Here is a 17,382-nt window from a genome sequence, read left to right as displayed (position 1 = left end):
GGCGCGACGCGTGAGCCGCGACGACGACAAGAAGACGCGCCCCGGCGCCGCCGGCGGCGTCGATCCCGGGCCCGAGGTCGCCGCGGTCTTCGACGATCTCGAGACGCTGCTCAAGAACGGCGACGTGATCGCCGCGCTCACCGCGCGCGGGATCAACGCGAGCCTCGCGCTGCTCGCCGCGGACGCGCTCCGCGCCTACCTCGCGGGCCGCAAGGCCGAGGCGGCCGAGGACTTCGCGACCGTCGCCGAGGAGATCCGCGGCCGGCTCGCCGCGAGCGCCGAGGGCCCGGGGACGGACGCAGGATCGCAGGGGGAACCGTCACGCTCGAACGGGAGGCGCTGAATGAGCACCAGCTTCGAAGCAGAACAGAGGTCGCAGCAGGCAGGCGACGGCGCGCGGCTCGCGCCGCCGTGGGCGCCGGCCGAAGCCATCTCCGGCGCGGACTACTCGGCCGTCGAGCTCGCGCAGGGCGACGACCGCGTGTTCTTCCTCGAGCAGCGCGAGCTGCCCGAGCGCGAGCGCTACGTCACCGTGACCGACGCCGCGGGCGTCGCCGAGGCCATCCGGACCATGGTGGTCCGCGGCGCCCCGGCGATCGGCATCGCCGCCGCGTACGGGATGGCCCTCGCCGCGCGCGCCGCCCGGAACGAGATCGCCTCCGGCTACGTCGCCGCCATGCGCGCCGCGGGGGAGCACCTCGCCTCCGCCCGGCCCACCGCCGTGAACCTCGGGTGGGCGGTGCGGCGCGCCGTCGCCATGGCCCTGGAGCACGCGGGGCGCCGCGGCGACGAGCGCGCGCGGGAGCTCGCCGCGCTCGCGCGCGAGATCCACCGGGAGGACGTCGCCGCCTGCCACCAGATGGCCCGCGCCGGCGCCGCGCGCCTGCCCGAGTCGGGCACGGTCCTCACCCACTGCAACGCCGGCGCGCTCGCGACCGGCGGCTACGGCACGGCGCTCGGGGTCATCCGCGCCGCCGTCGCCGAGGGCAAGAACATCCGCGTGCTCGCGTGCGAGACCCGCCCGTACCTCCAGGGCGCGCGCCTCACGGCCTGGGAGCTCCAGCGCGACGGCATCCCCGTCGAGGTGATCTCCGACTCGATGGCCGCGTGGTTCATGCAGAGGGGCGAGATCGGCGCCGTGGTCGTCGGGGCCGACCGCATCGCGCGGAACGGCGACGTCGCCAACAAGATCGGCACCTACGGCCTCGCCTGCCTCTCGCGCCACCACGGCGTCCCGTTCTACGTGGCCGCCCCGTGGAGCACGATCGACCTCGCGACCGACACCGGCGCGTCGATCCCGATCGAGGAGCGGAGCCGCGACGAGGTCGCCGTCGTCGGCGGCCGCCGCGTCGTCCCGCCCGGGGTGCCCGTCCGCCACCCGGCCTTCGACGTCACCCCCGCGGAGCTCGTCACGGCCATCTTCACCGAGCGCGGCAAGCTGACGACGCGCGAGATCAGCCGCTCCGTGCCGCCGGGCGGCTGACGCCGGCCGCCTCCCCCTCGCGCGCACGCGCCGCATGGGCTAAGGACACCCCTGATGGCGCAGTTCTCGCCCAAGCCTGAATGGCTCAAGGTCCGCGCTCCCGGAGGCGACACCTACCACCACCTCAAGGAGACGTTCCGCAAGCTCGATCTCCACACCGTGTGCGAGGAGGCCCGTTGCCCGAACGTCGGCGAGTGCTGGCGCGAGGGGACCGCGACCGTGATGCTCCTCGGCGACGTGTGCACGCGCGGCTGCCGCTTCTGCGCGGTCACGACCGGCGACCCGCGCGGCGCGGTCGACGTGCGCGAGCCGGAGCACGTGGCCCGCGCGATCGCCCGGCTCTCGCTCCAGTACGTCGTGATGACGATGGTCAACCGCGACGACCTGCTCGACGGCGGCGCCGATCACGTCGCCCGCACGGTGAGCCGCCTGCACGCGCTCCGCCCCGACCTGCTCATCGAGACCCTCGTCGGCGACTTCCAGGGCCACATGAGCGCCGTCGACACCGTCGTCGACGCCGGGCCCGACGTCTTCGCCCACAACGTCGAGGTCGTCCGCCGCATCACCCGCGTCATCCGCGACGTCCGGTCGAGCTACGACCAGTCGCTCGCCGTGCTGCGGCGCGCGAAGGACCGGCAGCGGCGCCTCGCCGCGGACGCGGAAGGGCGCGGCGCGCCGGCGCCGCGGCGGCTCACGAAGAGCTCGATCATGGTCGGCATCGGCGAGACCGACGACGAGGTGCTGGAGGCGCTGCGCGACCTGCGCGAGGCGGGGGTCGACATCGTGACCATCGGCCAGTACCTCCGCCCGTCCTCGAAGCACGCGCCCGTGCAGCGCTTCGTCGAGCCGGACACGTTCGCCGCGTTCGAGCGGGCGGCGCTCGAGATGGGCTTCCTCTACGCCGCCAGCGCGCCGCTCGTGCGATCGAGCTACAAGGCCGCGGAGGTCTTCGTCCGCAGCCTCGTCGACCGCCGCCCTTCGGCGCCGCAGGACGGCTCCCCGGCGGGCGAGGCCCCCGCGGGCGCGCAGGTCGAGGCGCTCCTCGAGGAGCGCCTCGCCGTGGCGCGCCGCGAGGCCGCCCGGATCGAGGCAGAGCTCGCGCCCGACGATCCCCGCCCGCTCGACGCTCCGGCGGCGGCGCCCGCCGCGCGGCTCGTCCCGGCGGCGTCCCTCGTGCGCCGCTGATTCCGCGCGCCGGGTCGGACGAGAAACCGAACGGATTCGCCGCGCGCTGCGGCGGCCGACGCAAGCGCCTTGACGCTCCCCGGGGATTGGCCGAGCGTGAGGCAGGAGGGTCAAAGACCACGATGTCCGCTCCCATCGACAGGCGCCCCCGCGGCATCGCTCCGGGCGGCATCGCTCCCGGCGCGTCACGCCTCGGCGCGGAGACGCCCCGCGCGCGCGTGGCTTCCATCCTCGCCCAGGCGGCAAGGGCCTACAGCGCGCGCCCCCCGATCGAGGACATCACGATGCCCACCGGCTTCGATCCGGCCGCCGTGGCGCTCTTCGAGACGATCATCGAGGCCGCGTTCCTCGTCGCGAACGCCGACGGCCACTTCGACGAGGCGGAGCGCAAGCGCTTCCAGGCCATCGTCGTGGACGCATGCCAGAACCTCGTCCACGAGAAGCAGCTCGAGGCGCTGCTCGCCGACCTCGGCGAGATGCTCGCGGAGGACGGCATGGAGAAGCGCGTCGCCATGGTCTCCCGCACGATCGGGCGGACCGAGCACCAGCGCGAGGTGCTCCGCGTGGCGGCGTTCATGGCGCACGCCTCCGGCGGCGTGAGCTTGCACGAGCGCGGCGTGCTCGAGCAGCTCGCGCGCGGGTTCAAGCTCGACGCGGCCGCGGTGGACGAGGCGCTCGCGCAGGCGGCCGAGCCCGGGAACGTCTAGCCGGGACATCGACGCCGCGGCGTGCGGTGTGCGACGTGCGGCGAGGCCGCGCGCGGGCCCGTGATCGCCGCGGCGAGTCAATCCGGAGGCGCGATCGCTGCGACGAGTCAACGTCGCGCGTACAGCGAATGAGCGAACGCTGCGTCTCGGCACTGGTCTCGGGCAGCGCCTTTGATTAGTGTCCACGCGAGCCGATGAGCACCGCGACGTACTCCACAGACCGCCCGCCGAACGTCTCAGGGGCAAGCCTGGAGCCGCAGGCTGCCGTCGCCCGGCACCCGCTCGACACGTGTGCCGACGACGTGATCAAGGTCCTGCGCGACGACGGCTCGCTCGATCCCGCGCACGATCCGAAGCTCGACCCGTCGGAGGTGATCGCCCTCTACAAGTTCATGGTGCGCGTGCGCCAGCTCGACGAGCGCCTCGTGGCGCTGCAGCGGCAGGGGCGCATCGGGTTCCACGTCGGCTCGCTCGGCGAGGAGGCGGCGATCCTCGGCAGCGTCTACGCGACGCGGCCTCAGGACTGGGTGTTCCCGTGCTACCGCGAGTTCGGCGCCGCGCTCTGGCGGGGGCTGCCGCTCCAGCGGTACATCGACAACATGTTCGGCAACGCGAACGACACGGTGAAGGGGCGGCAGATGCCGGACCACTACACCTACCGCGAGGGGCACTTCGGCTCGGTGAGCTCGCCCATCGGCACGCAGATCACGCAGGCCGTGGGCTTCGCGTGGGCCGCGAAGCTGAAGCGCGACGAGCTCGCCTCGCTGGTCTACTTCGGCGACGGCGCGACCAGCTCGTCGGACTTCCACAGCGGCCTCAACTTCGCGGGCGTGTTCAAGGTGCCGGTCGTCCTCTTCTGCCGCAACAACGGCTGGGCGATCAGCGTGCCGACCGAGCGCCAGACGTCGAGCAACACGTTCGCGTGCAAGGGCGCCGCGTACGGCGTCCCCGGGGTGCGGGTCGACGGCAACGATCTGTTCGCCGTCGTGAAGGTGACGCGCGACGCGATCGCGCGCGCCGCGCGCGGCGAGGGCGCGACGCTCATCGAGGCGATGACGTACCGCCTGTCGGGCCACTCGACGAGCGACGACCCCAAGGCGTACCGCCCCGACGCGTGGCTCGACCCGTGGCGCCGGCTCGATCCGATCGCGCGGCTGCGGCGGCACCTCGAGCGCACCCAGGGCTGGACCGACGCGCAGGATCGCGAGATCGAGGCGGCGGTCGACGCGGAGATCAGGGCTTGCATCGCGGTCTCGGAGAAGGTGGCGCCGCCGTCGCTCGACTCGATGTTCGAGGACGTCTATGCGGAGCCGCCCTGGCACCTCGTCGAGCAGCGGGAGCAGCTCAAGGCGGGCCCGAGGCCCAAGGGCCACGGCGGCCACTAGCGCGTGCGGGCGCGGCGTGGACGACGGCGCGGTCGGCGGGGCGGCTCGCCGGGCGGCGCCGATGGCCGGGGTGGCGCCGCCGCCCGCGATCGATGGGGGTCCCCAGGGGAGCGGGGGCGCCCGTGAGGTTGCATTCCCACCTTCTGGCCGAGAGACGGAGACGAAGAGCATGCCTCAGATGAACATGGTCCAGGCGATCAACGACGCGCTACGCCACGAGATGCGGCGGGACGCGCGGGTCGTCGTGCTCGGCGAGGATGTCGGCAAGGTCGGGGGGGTGTTCCGCGTTACCCAGGGCCTGTTCGACGAGTTCGGGGACGACCGGGTGATCGACACGCCGCTCTCGGAGGGCGGCATCGTCGGGACGGCGATCGGGATGGCGCTCTACGGGCTCGTGCCGATCCCGGAGATCCAGTTCGCCGATTTCATCTATCCCGCGTACGACCAGATCGTGTCCGAGCTGGCGAAGTACCGCTACCGCTCGGGCGGCGAGTACCCGTCGAAGCTCGTCATCCGCACGCCGGTGGGCGGCGGCATCCGCGGCGGGCACTACCACTCGCAGTCGCCCGAGGCGCAGTTCATCCACGTGGCGGGCCTGAAGGTCGTGTGCCCGTCGAACCCGGCCGACGCGAAGGGGCTCCTGCTCTCGTCGATCCGGGATCCCGATCCGGTGCTGTTCTTCGAGCCGAAGCGCATCTACCGCGCGGCGAAGGGGGACGTGCCCGAGGGCGACTACACGGTCCCGCTCGGCCAGGCGAGCGTGGTCCGGCCGGGCTGGCACGTGACGCTCGTGGTCTGGGGCGCGATGCTCTACGAGGCGCTCGACGCGGCGAACCAGGCGGCCGCGCAGGGCATCGAGTGCGAGGTGATCGACCTGCGCACGCTGTGGCCGCTCGACATCGACACGGTGGTCGAGTCGGTGAAGCGGACGGGCCGGTTCATCGTGGTGCACGAGGCGCCGAAGACCTGCGGCTTCGGGGCCGAGATCGTCGCGCTGGTCAACGAGAAGGCGTTCCTCCACCTGGAGGCGCCGCCGCTCCGGGTCACGGGCTTCGACACCCCCTTCCCTTACACCCTCGAGAACGAGTACCTCCCGCTCTCGCATCGTATCCTTCCGGCGATCCTGGAGACGGCGAGGTACTGACGCATGGGCAAGTACGAGTTCAGGCTTCCGGACATCGGCGAGGGCGTCACGGAGGGGGAGATCGTCAGCTGGCTGGTGTCGCCGGGCGACGTGGTCGTCGAGGACCAGCCGATGGTCGAGGTGATGACCGACAAGGCGACGGTGACGATCACGTCGCCGCGCTCGGGTCGGATCGTGGAGACGCGGGGCAAGGTGGGCGGGGTGGTCCCGGTCCACTCGGTGCTCGTCGTGTTCGATCTCGACGACCGGTCCGCCGCCGCGTCGCCGGCGCCGCCCGGCGCGGGCGCGGGGGCGCACGACCGGCCTGCGGCGCCGTCGCCGTCGTCCGGGGCGGGGATGCGTCAATCCGCCGCGAAGACCGGCCCTGCCGAGCCTGCGGCGACGGCGGTCGGCGACATCCGGGAGGACCTCCCGGGGATGAACCTGAGGGCGCCGGTGCGGCCCGCGTGGGCGAACGGCAGCGCGGGCGCCGGCGCGGCGGCCTACTTCAACGAGAAGCCGCTCGCGACGCCGGCGACGCGCAAGCTGGCGCGCGACCTCGGGGTCGACCTGCGGCGCGTGCCGCCGACCGGCCCGGGGGGCCGCGTGACGAAGGACGACGTGCGGGCGCTGGAGGCGCCCGAGGCGGCCGAGCTGGCGCCCGTGACGGCCCCGGCGCTGTCCGAGGTGGCGCCGAGGCGGCCGGTGGTCGCGGAGCGCGCGGCCGGCGCGGCGGGCGCGGCGGCGGCGGCGGCCGAGCCGCTGGACGAGGCCCTGGGGCGCGGGGCGGCCCGGCCCGAGGGGGAGCGCGGCCGCGGGCTGCCGGTGGCGCCCGGCGACGAGCGCATCCCGCTGCGCGGCGTACGCAAGCGGATCTTCGAGGCGATGTCGCGGTCGAAGCACACGGCGGCGCACTTCACCTTCGTCGAGGAGTGCGACGTCTCCGCGCTGAAGGAGCGCCGCGCGCGCCTGCGCCCGCTGGCCGAGAAGGCGGGCGTCAAGCTCACCTTCCTGCCCTTCTTCGTGAAGGCCGTCGTCGCCGCGCTCAAGAAGCACCCGACGCTGAACAGCACCTTCGACGAGGCCGCGCAGGAGATCGTCGTCCGGAAGAGCTACCATATCGGCATCGCCTCCGCGACCGAGGCCGGGCTCATCGTGCCGGTCGTGCGCGACGCGGATCGCCGGAGCGTGCTGGAGATCGCGCAGGAGATCACGCGGCTCGGCGAGGACACGAAGGCAGGGCGGGTGAAGCCGGAGGATCTCGGCGGCTCGACGTTCACGATCACGTCGCTCGGCCAGCAAGGCGGGCTGTTCGCGACGCCGATCCTGAACTTCCCCGAGGTGGCGATCCTCGGGATCCACCAGATGAAGCAGAAGCCGGTGGTGCGCGACGGGCAGATCGTGATCGGCGAGGTGATGCTGCTGTCGCTGTCGTTCGATCACCGGATCATCGATGGTCACGTGGGGGCGGCGTTCGCCTACGAGATCATCGGGTATCTGGAGGATCCGGATCGGCTGTTCCTCGAGATGAGCTGAGCGCCAGGGCGCCTCTCCGGGTGCTGGCACCGCGGCGCCCGGGCAACGACCCACCGCTCAGTGGCGCGTCCTGAGCAGATCGCGTTCGGTGGGCGCGCCCCGCGCGCTCGTCGCGCGGTCGCCGCGGGGAGCGCGCGCGTTCCGCGGCGCCGGGCGGGGGTCGACCGGGCGCGCGGCCTGCGCGGCGACGGTGCGCGGCGCGGCCGCGGGGGCGGACGCCTCGTCTGGCGCGGGGGCGGCGGCCCCCGCCGTGGCGGCGTCCGGCGATCGCGCGGCTGGCCGCGGGCTCGCCTGGGCTGCGATGCGCGCCTGCGCGGCGCGGACGATGGCCCCGGCGCGCGCGTCGACGCTCGCCGCCCGCAGCGCGCCGGGGACCTGGACCTGCGCCCACAGCGCGCCGGTCGACAGCACGACGCCGAGCGCCACGACGAGGCCGGCCGCGAGGCCCAGCTTGCCGCGGCGCGCGGGCTCGGCGCGCGCCGGCGCACCGACCGCGGCCTCGTAGGCGGCGACCATGGCCTCGATCGAGGGGAACCGCTCCGCCGGATCCAGGGCGAAGGCGCGCGCGAACCAGCCCGAGAGCGCCGGCGGCGCCGCCGGGCACAGCGACGACCGCGGCGGCTGCGCGCTGGCCAGGATCGAGGCGAGCACGTCGCTCATGGTCTGGCCCGGGAAGGGCAGCTGGCCCGTGAGCGCCTCGTACGAGACGACCGCGAGCGCCCACATGTCCGAGTGCGGGCTCGTGTCCCCGTCGCATGCGTGCTCCGGGCTCAGGTACGCCGGCGTGCCCAGCACCACGCCGTCGGCGGTTCGACGGGGGAAATCGGCGGGCAGGTCCTTCCGGATCCACTTGGCGATGCCGAAGTCCGCGACCTTGGCGCGCACCTCGCCGCTCCGCTCCTCCTCGAGCAGCACGTTCGTCGGCTTGACGTCGCGGTGCACGATGCCGAGGCGGTGCGCGACCGAGAGGGCCTCTCCGATCTGGCCGAGGAGCGGGGCGAGCTCCGCCGGGGACATCGGCCCCCGCTCCTGCATGAGCTGCCGCAGGGACCGGCCTCGAACGTAGCCCATGACGAGGTACGGACCGACGTCGGGATCGCTCCCGACGTCGCGCACGGCGACGACGTGGTCCGTCTTCTGCGCCAGCTGCGCCGCGAGCTGGGCCTCGAACCGGAAGCGCTCCAGCGCGGTGCCAGCCTGGCTCTCGCGCTGGACCGTGAGGAGCTTGAGCGCGACGTCGATCCGCAGGGCCCTGTCGTGCGCGAGCCACACCTCGCCCATGGCGCCGCGCCCGATCAGCCGCAGGAGCTTGTACCGCCCGGCGACGACCTGGTTGCGCCGCGGGTCCTGCGCTACGTCGCCCCGCCCGGCGGCGGAAGAGGCCGGGCCGGCGTCGCCGGAGCGGCCGGAGCGCGCCAGAGCGGCGCGCGCGCTGTCCACCATCGGGGGATTGGCGTCAGATTGTCCAACGGAAGCCGATGCTTGCCACACGAGCGGTACCCTCCGTGCCGTCGCCGTGTCCAAGCTCGTTGACGCGCTGATGCGACAACGCTCCTGGCCACCGAGACCGGGGCATGTCGGCTACGATACCACCGGAAGGGCAAAACAGGAATCAGGAACGAGGGAAACGCCTCGCTCGGGAGTCTCCGGATTCACCATCATGTGCGCAAGGGTGGTGGATCGGCGCCATAGGGCGACCTCGCCCGGGTCGGAGCGTGATCCGGACGGCCGTGGCGGACGACTTCGATGGTGTTTCCGTCGGCATCGAGCACGAGCGACGCGGAGCGGCCAGGGCGGCACGGCCGCTCGCCGGGAGCGGCGGGGCGCGACTGGGTATGCAGAAGGATTTTCCTGCCAGTAATCCCACCGTCGTCGATGAATGTCGGCTATTGAAAGCGAGAGGTCCACATGTTCGAGTACAGCCCAGCCTGGCCGCACGGCGCGCTTCAGTCGGCGTTCGCGGATGTTTACTTCGTCGTTGGGACCAACAAAACCCATCACGCGGGCACGGACCTTCAAACCAGCCGCACGATGGTCATACTTCGCGACGGCGGCGCCCTCACGCTCGTCAACACCGTGCGGCTGACAGAGCATGGGCTCGGCGAGCTCGAGGAGCTCGGTCGAGTCCGCAACGTCGTTCGGCTGGGCGCCTTCCACGGTCGAGATGACCCTTTCTACCGCGATCGATACGGCGCGACGACCTGGGCGCTTCCAGGTGTTCGATGCGCCGATGGACGTCCGGCGGATAGAGAGCTCGACCCCACCGCACCCTTCCCGGCGCATGGGGGCAAGGTCTTCGTCTTCTCCACCGCGTCGTTCCCAGAGGCTGCGGTGGTGCTCCCTCAGGAGGGCGGGATTCTCATCACCTGTGACGCCGTGCAGAACTGGACCCGCGTCGATCCATTCTTCTCGAAAGAAACAGGAAATTCATTCCTGGAGCAGGGTCTGATCGGCGCCGCGAACATACCGTCGACCTGGCTGAGCGCGTGCAGCCCCGATGCCGCCGATTACCGACGGCTGATTTCCCTGACATTTCGGCACTTGATCAGCGCCCACGGAGAACCCTTACGCGATGACGCTCAAGCGCTGCTACGGCGCCGCATCGCAGCGGCATTCCCGGAATGAGCGCGGAGGTGCCCAACATTGTTGGCATTGCAGCGGACAGCGCTTCGCGCTTCCGCCGAATGCCAGAATGGACGACGGTAGCGCCGTGGAGTGGGGCCTGGTCGCCGCCCCCTCCGCCATGGCGCCGCCACCCCCTGAGCTGCCCCTCTCCTCGGGTTTTCCCGTGGTTCGTACGTCACGGTCGTTCGCGCCAAGAAGCGCTGCCGCACCGTCGTCCTCGTGGTCGCACCGGACGCCGGCGTGGCCGCCTGGGCGGCGGAGAAGATCGACCTCGGCCTGGGCCTCGGCACCGTCGAGCCGCTGGTGCTCGGTCCGGCCGTCGTCCCCGAGATCACCGCCCCCGTCGACGCGGAGATGGAGATCGAGCTCGCCGTGCTCTCGGCGGTGGCGCACGGCAACGGGCCGAACGGGCTCGCCGTGGTCCAGGCGGCGCTCGCTGCCCTTGGCCCGCTCGACCAGGAGCACGCGATGGTCTATTTTCAGCTCATCTGGAACGGGTTGCGTGAGCCGATGCGGCAGGCTCTGGAGGCGTTGGTCATGGAACGGCAGATCGAAGGCGAGGCGACTTTTCCCCCGTTCGTGCAGAGGCTCATCGATCGCGGCAAGCTCGAGGGCATCCGCGAGGGCGAGCTCAAGGGCAAGAGGGATACACTGTTGCGGCTGCTCGCGCGTGCAGGGATCGTGCTCACCGAGAACGAGAGCGCTCGCGTCCAGGCATGCGCGGACGTCACGACCCTCGACCGCTGGATCGATAACGTCCTCGGGGCGAAGACCGCCGCCGAAGTGCTCTCCTGACGGTTGACGATGCGGCCCGACAGGGCGATGGATCAGACGGGCTTCGCCCGCTGATCATCGCCAGGGTGTTGGGTGGAAGCGATGATGGAGGAATCTGCGCGACACGCCGTCATCGTCGACGTTCTCCAGTCTCACGGTGTCACGAGCGAAGCGGAGGTCGCGGATGCACCATCATGAGTCCCCGACCAACAAACGGCTGGTGCTGATGGGGGCGGTGCCGAGCGTAGCCAGGCTCCGTGACCCACAGCGCACCCGCATGCCGCGTCCGGCTTCAGCGGGTGCCTCGATGATGCTCAGGCGAGCGGCGCCCAGCAAAGGGCCTGGGCAGCTGAAGTAGCATGAGAAAACCGACCGAACCCGTGCAATGAGGCCAAGCTGGTGGATCCGCGCCTTGCCAAGCTCATCGAGGACTATCGTGCAAAGGTCGCAGAGGCCGTTGCCTTGCTGGAACGTGCAGGCATACCGCGCCCCTCGAGCAGCCTCGAATGGACTCAAACAGACGTCGCCGGTCGCGGTGAACTCGCGGAAGGCTACCGCTATTTCAAGCATGGCTTTGGCTGCGCGGTAGCGGGACCAGAATGGACGGTCGATTTCGACTTCGGCGACGAGGGGCAGATTGACGGAGTTGACGCCGGGCGCTTACAACGGTTCGCAGGGGAGAGGCTCGGCCAGTACGGGTTCACGTCACAGGAGCAGCTCGAGCGCGCCTTCGACGACGCGAAAGCAGCTGGTGACCTGGTCTACTCTGGCTACATCCTGTACTACTCAAAGTGAGCACTTGGCGAACAGCGGCTTGCCGCCGGCGGAGTTGTGCGCCGCGGCAGAAGCCCGGTCGTTAGGCCCCCCTCCTCTTTCTCCGTCCCATCCCTGCCTCTGGTGTCGTCGGGGGGGTCGACGGAAACGGGGGTGGACCAGACGCCAGGCGGAGCTCGTCGGAGCGTCACGCGCGTACGTACCGTCGTTGTCCGTGCACCACCACGGCGCGCGCCTCGCACTCGCGCGAGCGCCTCAGCTCGAGCACGCCGCGATGACGTCCGAGCGCGTCGGTCGTCTCGCGAGGGTCGACAGCCTGCGGCCCGAGGTCATGCTAGCGTGTGGGCGGTCAGCACCAGCAGCTTGCTATGCAATGGCAACGACATTTCACCTTCGGCCAGCCTTGTGAAGCGCTGCATTGACTCGAAACCGAATCCGCGCGCAACGATCGCGTTCAAGGTCTGGCGTGGAGTCCTCACAGCTGCAATGGGATGAGAGCCACTCCAGATCCTCTTGATCGAGCCACAACGCAACCCGACCAGCAGCAATCTCTGCAGCTGCGTCGGTTGGTTTGGCGTCCTTCTCATTACTCATGATGCATAGCGAACTTCCGGTCTGCCGCGGCGCGCAGCGCCGCCAGCAGCAACGGCTTGCTGGGCGAGTTGCTCGAGAATGGTCGGGTGTGCCTGCTGATCACGCCGCCTCGGTCTCGCGCTCGAGTGCGGCGAGGGCGCGTTGAATGCGCGCGACCTCCGCCGACTCGAAGTAAGGCTCACCGCACTGCTCGCACACCCACGCGGGCACCGCGTCCCAGCGCACGTGATAGCCACTGCGGTCCACGCTGAACGGAGCATGGGATCGCTTCATCTCTCCTCTACAATGCATGCACTGCATGTTCACCTTCTCTTTCTGAAATCAGTGGACCATTGATCGGCATGAGGGATGTAGGCCGTGATGATGGCCAGGTAGTCCGGCTTCGGTGCGCAGACGACGTGGATGGGACGGCCGCCGTCCCCGGATCCGAGGAGGAGGCAGCTGTGGCCGCGCATGTCCTCCGGGTAGTCCTCGACCACCTCGCCGGCATTGATCGCTGCTTCGATCTCGGCAGGCGAGATCATCCGGCTGGGGCGGCTCATCTGGCGCACCGCGTGGGGGAGGAAGAGGATTCTCTTCGCCGCCGCTGCCCGGACCTGGTCGAGAACGCTTGCCGTCATCGAGCTGGACCACCTCCTGCGCCAGTATGCCCGAGACCTGAGTCAAGCTCCACGCCGAGATCGCTCGGAGGCGCCCCTCGCCACGCGGTCGGCGTTCCGGCGATCTGCAGAGGGCGCCGGTGATGGCCGCAGGATCGCGCCTGAGCACGCCGAAGCGCTCGTCCTCATGGGGCAGGTGCTCCTCCGGCGCGGGGACGTGAGCGGCGCGCGCGAGCACGCGGTCTGGGCGATGCGCGCCGACGTGAGCCATCCGGACGTGCTGAGGCTCCTCCCCGCCATCAAGGCGCCGAGAGCTTGCTCCTCGGCCTCTGGTGCCGCATGAGCTCGGTGGTCGCGGGCTTGGTCCGAGCGCGATGCTCGCCCTGCTCGCCGCGTCGTCATCCCAGACCAGCCGCCGCGTCGACGGCGCATCCCGTGGATGCTCTCCGCAGCGGGAACGTCCACCGCGCGTCGCGGGCTCGGGTCACGTGCAGCGCAGCCGGCGAGCTGGCCTTATCCCCTGTTCACGCGGGAGGTCGCCGAACCCGCCGAGGCGGGGAGCGACGTCGGAGCTCACTTGTTCATCGCTGCCGGGTCCGCAGGCCCTGTCCCGCCTGTGTCCTGCACCGACTGAATCACAATGCCGGCATTGAGAACGTACTTATACACCAGCTTCTTGTTGCAACCCGTCACGCCATACAACGACGAGCTGATGATCTTCACGTCGATTTGGTTGGCAGGGCAGGACAGCTCGAATGCCACCCGCTCCCGCAGCGAAGCCCAGCTGCCGCCTTCGAGCGTCATCACATCGCTCTTCCCGCAGCCGGAGACGATCTCCGAGTACGTCGAGTTCGGCTGAATCGTGAGCTGGTCCTCGCTACAGCCCAGCGACATCGCGGCCTTCGGCTTGGAAGACGGCCACCCACACGCCGACGCTGCCACGACGATCGCCGATGCCGTAAGCGGTAACAGCGGCAGCCGCGAGGCCAAGACACGAAACGCTCGCCACATACGAGCGCATATAGCAGCTTTCTGGATCGCGTGTCAACGCTTCGACGGCAGGACGAGAGCGTCAATCCGCGCACGCATGCAAGTGACGGCGGGCGCGAGAGCTTGCTCCTCGGCCACCGGTTCCGGGTGAGCTCGGCGCTCGCGGGGCTCGGTCCGAGCGCGAGGCTCGTCCTCCTCGCCGCGGTTGTCGCCCCAGGGCCAGCCGCTGCGTCGACGGCCTCGAGCTCCGAAGGCGGGCAGGAGCTGGTCCACGTGGTGCTCGAACCGGTGCCCTCGCGACGGCCACCACCCAACGCGTCGCCTTGGCCCCCAAGGGCAGCGAGGCGAGCCCGCCGGCGACCGCCGGCTGCGCCGAAAAGCTGCTCCCGAGCACGATCGAGCACACGCGCACCAGGTTCGCGAAACCGACCCGCCCCCCATCACGTAGCACCCTCGAACGACGCGCCACGGCCCATCGCAGGCCGAGGCGGGCGCCATACGGGCGCCCGCGGCCGCGCCGTCTCGTCGGCGTGCCGCGGGAGGAGCGCCCACTGCCACGCGGCTCGCCGCGGCGGGGGCGATCCAGGTCGCGTCATCTCAATCAACGTTTCTGGAGGATGTTCATGAAGATTCGGAATCGCGCGCTGTCGGCCCTGCCCCTCGTCCTCACCCTCGCCGCTGCTTGCGGCGACGGCGATACCACCGGCGCCGGTGGCATGGGCGGGGAAGGCGCCGGTGGGTCCGCTGGCGGGGATGCGGTCACGAGCTTCGAGGTGACCCTCGAGAACGTGACGCCCGCGCGGGATTACCGGGTGGCCGGCGTGTTCAACACGGCCGTGGGCGAGAGCATGCCCGGGCCGCTCTTCCCCGAGAAGAGCTTCGAGTTCCGCGTCGGCGCCCTGCCGGGCGACAGGCTGTCGTTCACGACCATGTTCGGTCAATCCAACGATCTGTTCTACGCGCCCGACGGCGCCGGGATCGCGCTCTACGACGCGTCGGGCAAGCCGGTGAGCGGCGACGTGACCGACCAGGTCCTGCTGTGGGACGCGGGCACCGAGGCCAACGAGGAGCCGGGCGCAGGGCCGAACCAGGCGCCCCGGCAGAGCGGTCCGAACACGGGCGCTCCGGACCCGGACAACACGGTGCGGCTGGTCGACGATGGCTATACCTACCCGGCGGTCGAGGAGGTCATCCGGGTGACGGTGACGCCGGAGCCGGGCAATGAGTTCACGATCCGGATCACCAACATGTCGGAGGTGGGGACGCTGATGCCCGAGGGCGGGGAGCCGGCCGCCGTGCCGCTGTCGCCGGGGCTCTTCGTGGTGCACACGATGGACAACCCGCTGTTCACGGTCGGGCAGGCGTACCCCGACAACGGGCTGGAGGCGCAGGCCGAGGACGGAAACCCGATGATGCTGCACGAGGGGGCCACGCCCCGCGCGGGGCTGACCTCGCCGGCGGCGCCGGGCGTCGCGGTGGTGCACGGATCCGGAGCGCCCCTGTTCAAATCGGGCGAGGCGGACCGGGGCAAGGGCCTCGAAATGCTGGCCGAGGACGGGAACCCGTCCGCGCTCGCAGAGGCGCTGGAGGCCGAGGTCGGGGGCGAGAGCGGGATCTCGTCGGTGCTGGTCTACAACACGCCCGTGGGCGCCTCGATGCCGGGGCCGCTGCTGCCCGGCGCGACGTTCAGCTTCACGGTGACCGCGCGGCCCGGCGAGCGGCTGAGCTTCGCGTCGATGCTGGGGCAATCGAACGATCTGTTCTTCGCGCCGAGCGAGCAGGGGATCGCGCTGTTCGACGCGAGCGGCGAGCCGGTGAGCGGCGATGTCTCCGACCAGGTCACGATCTGGGACGCGGGCACCGAGGCCAACCAGTGGCCCGGCGTGGGCCCCGACCAGGCGCCGCGCCAGGCCGGGCCGCAGATGGGCGCCGACGATCCCACGGACCAGGTGCGCCCCGTCGACGACGGCTATCTGTATCCCGCATCGAACCAGATGCTGAAGGTGACCATCACCCCGGCGCGGTAGCGGGATCGCGAGCCTCGGCCACGCCGACGCGACGCTCGACGCGGCAGCGCTCGGCGCCCCGGGCGAAGCCTCTTGTGCCAGAACGGGCCAGCGCTTCTCCGGATGTCAGGGAGCGGAAGAGCCCGGAGCCCCGCGGCCCGGTCGCTCCGCGCGTTTCGCCCCGGAAACACACGTGCCCACGATCGCGGGCCGGGGCGGCACGGCCGATGCTGGGCGGGGCAGCATGATGCGAACCCTCCGAACCTTCGCTCCGCTCCTCGCCCTGTCTCTGGCCGCGATCCTCGGCTGCGAGGCGTCCACCGAGCCCAACCCGACCCCCGAGCCCGGGGACGAGGCGTGCCGCGACGGCGACAAGCCCGGGTGTGTGGTCGCCTCGGACAAACAGCGCATCTCGACCCCGGACGTCCCTTCAGAGGACAAGACCGCGCTCGTCTCGGGCAACTCCGCGTTCGCGCTCGACCTCTACCAGGAGCTCCGCCAGGAGCCCGGCAACGTCTTCTACTCGCCCTACAGCATCTCGACGGCGCTCGCGATGACGTGGGCCGGCGCGAAGGGCGAGACCGAGACGGCCATGGCCGACACGCTGCGCTTCGGCCTCGGGCAGGACAAGCTCCACCCGGCGTTCAACTGGATCGACCAGGAGCTCGAGAGCCGCGGTCAGGGCGCCCAGGGCGCCGACGGAGAGGGCTTCCGCCTCAACGTCGTGAACGCGCTCTGGGGGCAGATCGGGTACGGGTTCGAGGCGCCCTTCCTGGACACGCTCGCGCTGAACTACGGCGCCGGGATGCGCGTCGTGGACTTCCTGGGCCACAAGCAGGAAGCGGTCGATCTCATCAACGGATGGGTCAGCGACCAGACCGAGGGCAAGATCGAAAAGCTGGTGCCCGTCGACGCGATCACCCCCGAGACGGTGCTGGTCCTCACGAACGCCATCTACTTCAACGCGGCGTGGCGCACCCCCTTCCAGCCCACCGCGACGGCGGACGGGCCGTTCGAGAAGGCCGATGGAACCGAGGTGACGGTGCCCCTGATGCACGCCAGCCTGGAGATGCCCTACGCCGAGGGAGAGGGCTACCAGGCGGTCGCGATGCCCTACGACGGGAACGAGCTGTCGATGGTGTTCCTCCTGCCGGCCAAGGGCACGCTCGACGCGTTCGAGGCGTCGCTCGACGCGGCGAAGGTCGACGGCATCGTCGGCGCGATGAGCGAGCACCTGGTCGAGACGACGATGCCCAAGTTCAAGTTCGAGTACGAGCTGAGCCTCAAGAAGACGCTGGAGGCGATGGGGATGGAGATCGCGTTCACGTCCGGGGTCGCTGACTTCACCGGCATCAACGCCAACGGACAGCCCTACATCCAGGACGTCCTCCACAAGGCGTTCGTCGGCGTGAACGAGGCCGGCACCGAGGCGGCGGCCGCGACCGCGGTCATCGTCGGCGATGAGTCGGCGCCCCAGCCGGCGTCGCTCGCGCTCGTGAACCCCTTCCTGTTCCTCATCCGCGACAACGCGACGGGCAGCATCCTGTTCGTCGGCCGCGTCGCCGATCCCAGCGCGAGCTGACCCGAAGGGCCCCGCTCCC

At 70.9% G+C, this 17,382-nt stretch carries 17 protein-coding genes; 12 read left to right on the top strand and 5 right to left on the bottom strand.

Going from position 1 to position 17,382, the window contains the following annotated elements; all coding sequences use genetic code 11:
* Positions 1-10 precede the first annotated feature (10 nt).
* The 7 genes from WMF20_RS09550 to WMF20_RS09520 all read left to right on the top strand — a co-directional run bounded on the left by WMF20_RS09550 (position 11) and on the right by WMF20_RS09520 (position 7,419).
* On the top strand, positions 11-343 hold the full coding sequence (locus tag WMF20_RS09550; RefSeq protein ID WP_437612588.1) for a hypothetical protein: 333 nt from the start codon (positions 11-13) through the stop codon (positions 341-343).
* Positions 344-1,483: an S-methyl-5-thioribose-1-phosphate isomerase gene (mtnA, locus tag WMF20_RS09545; protein WP_129574051.1), complete on the top strand. Its 1,140-nt coding sequence runs from the start codon at positions 344-346 to the stop codon at positions 1,481-1,483.
* Between the two features lie 54 nt (positions 1,484-1,537).
* A complete protein-coding gene (lipA, locus tag WMF20_RS09540) occupies positions 1,538-2,668 on the top strand; it encodes a lipoyl synthase (RefSeq protein WP_437612586.1) in 1,131 nt (376 codons plus the stop codon).
* Between the two features lie 218 nt (positions 2,669-2,886).
* Positions 2,887-3,375: a tellurite resistance TerB family protein gene (locus WMF20_RS09535; RefSeq protein WP_437612584.1), complete on the top strand. Its 489-nt coding sequence runs from the start codon at positions 2,887-2,889 to the stop codon at positions 3,373-3,375.
* Between the two features lie 194 nt (positions 3,376-3,569).
* Positions 3,570-4,760, top strand: a complete 1,191-nt coding sequence (locus tag WMF20_RS09530; protein ID WP_437612582.1) for a thiamine pyrophosphate-dependent dehydrogenase E1 component subunit alpha — start codon at positions 3,570-3,572, stop codon at positions 4,758-4,760.
* A gap of 169 nt (positions 4,761-4,929) precedes the next feature.
* On the top strand, positions 4,930-5,904 hold the full coding sequence (locus WMF20_RS09525; RefSeq protein WP_061625212.1) for an alpha-ketoacid dehydrogenase subunit beta: 975 nt from the start codon (positions 4,930-4,932) through the stop codon (positions 5,902-5,904).
* 3 nt (positions 5,905-5,907) lie between these two features.
* Positions 5,908-7,419, top strand: a complete 1,512-nt coding sequence (locus tag WMF20_RS09520; RefSeq protein WP_437612580.1) for a dihydrolipoamide acetyltransferase family protein — start codon at positions 5,908-5,910, stop codon at positions 7,417-7,419.
* A 57-nt stretch (positions 7,420-7,476) separates the two neighbouring features.
* On the opposite strand, the gene WMF20_RS09515 is transcribed toward WMF20_RS09520, so the two are convergent.
* On the bottom strand, positions 7,477-8,862 hold the full coding sequence (locus tag WMF20_RS09515; protein ID WP_437612578.1) for a serine/threonine-protein kinase: 1,386 nt from the start codon (positions 8,860-8,862) through the stop codon (positions 7,477-7,479).
* A 465-nt stretch (positions 8,863-9,327) separates the two neighbouring features.
* Between WMF20_RS09515 and WMF20_RS09510 the strand changes: the two genes are divergently transcribed.
* The 3 genes from WMF20_RS09510 to WMF20_RS09500 all read left to right on the top strand — a co-directional run bounded on the left by WMF20_RS09510 (position 9,328) and on the right by WMF20_RS09500 (position 11,613).
* Entirely contained in the window at positions 9,328-10,044 is a 717-nt protein-coding gene (locus WMF20_RS09510) for a hypothetical protein (protein WP_437612576.1), read from the top strand.
* 219 nt (positions 10,045-10,263) lie between these two features.
* A complete protein-coding gene (locus WMF20_RS09505) occupies positions 10,264-10,839 on the top strand; it encodes a hypothetical protein (RefSeq protein ID WP_437612574.1) in 576 nt (191 codons plus the stop codon).
* Between the two features lie 378 nt (positions 10,840-11,217).
* Positions 11,218-11,613, top strand: a complete 396-nt coding sequence (locus WMF20_RS09500) for a DUF6896 domain-containing protein (protein ID WP_437612572.1) — start codon at positions 11,218-11,220, stop codon at positions 11,611-11,613.
* Between the two features lie 308 nt (positions 11,614-11,921).
* Here the strand turns inward: WMF20_RS09500 and WMF20_RS09495 are convergent, their stop codons facing one another.
* The 4 genes from WMF20_RS09495 to WMF20_RS09480 form a co-directional block, all read right to left on the bottom strand.
* The gene (locus WMF20_RS09495) at positions 11,922-12,050 is read right to left on the bottom strand and encodes a hypothetical protein (RefSeq protein WP_437612570.1); all 129 of its coding nucleotides are present in this window, start codon (positions 12,048-12,050) and stop codon (positions 11,922-11,924) included.
* Between the two features lie 235 nt (positions 12,051-12,285).
* Entirely contained in the window at positions 12,286-12,477 is a 192-nt protein-coding gene (locus WMF20_RS09490) for a YgiT-type zinc finger protein (protein ID WP_257792791.1), read from the bottom strand.
* An 11-nt stretch (positions 12,478-12,488) separates the two neighbouring features.
* Positions 12,489-12,806 (bottom strand): DUF4258 domain-containing protein, encoded by a 318-nt coding sequence (locus tag WMF20_RS09485; RefSeq protein WP_437612568.1) that lies wholly within the window; start codon positions 12,804-12,806, stop codon positions 12,489-12,491.
* A gap of 552 nt (positions 12,807-13,358) precedes the next feature.
* A complete protein-coding gene (locus WMF20_RS09480; RefSeq protein WP_437612566.1) occupies positions 13,359-13,775 on the bottom strand; it encodes a hypothetical protein in 417 nt (138 codons plus the stop codon).
* Between the two features lie 623 nt (positions 13,776-14,398).
* On the opposite strand from WMF20_RS09480, the gene WMF20_RS09475 reads away from it, so the two are divergent.
* Positions 14,399-15,802 (top strand): spondin domain-containing protein, encoded by a 1,404-nt coding sequence (locus WMF20_RS09475; protein ID WP_437612564.1) that lies wholly within the window; start codon positions 14,399-14,401, stop codon positions 15,800-15,802.
* A gap of 223 nt (positions 15,803-16,025) precedes the next feature.
* Positions 16,026-17,363 (top strand): serpin family protein, encoded by a 1,338-nt coding sequence (locus WMF20_RS09470; RefSeq protein WP_437612562.1) that lies wholly within the window; start codon positions 16,026-16,028, stop codon positions 17,361-17,363.
* Positions 17,364-17,382 lie beyond the last annotated feature (19 nt).

This window comes from Sorangium sp. So ce834, assembly GCF_051521425.1.
In the GTDB taxonomy this organism is placed as follows: Bacteria; Myxococcota_A; Polyangia; order Polyangiales; family Polyangiaceae; genus Sorangium; species Sorangium cellulosum_D.
This window is presented reverse-complemented; position numbering and strand designations above follow the sequence as displayed.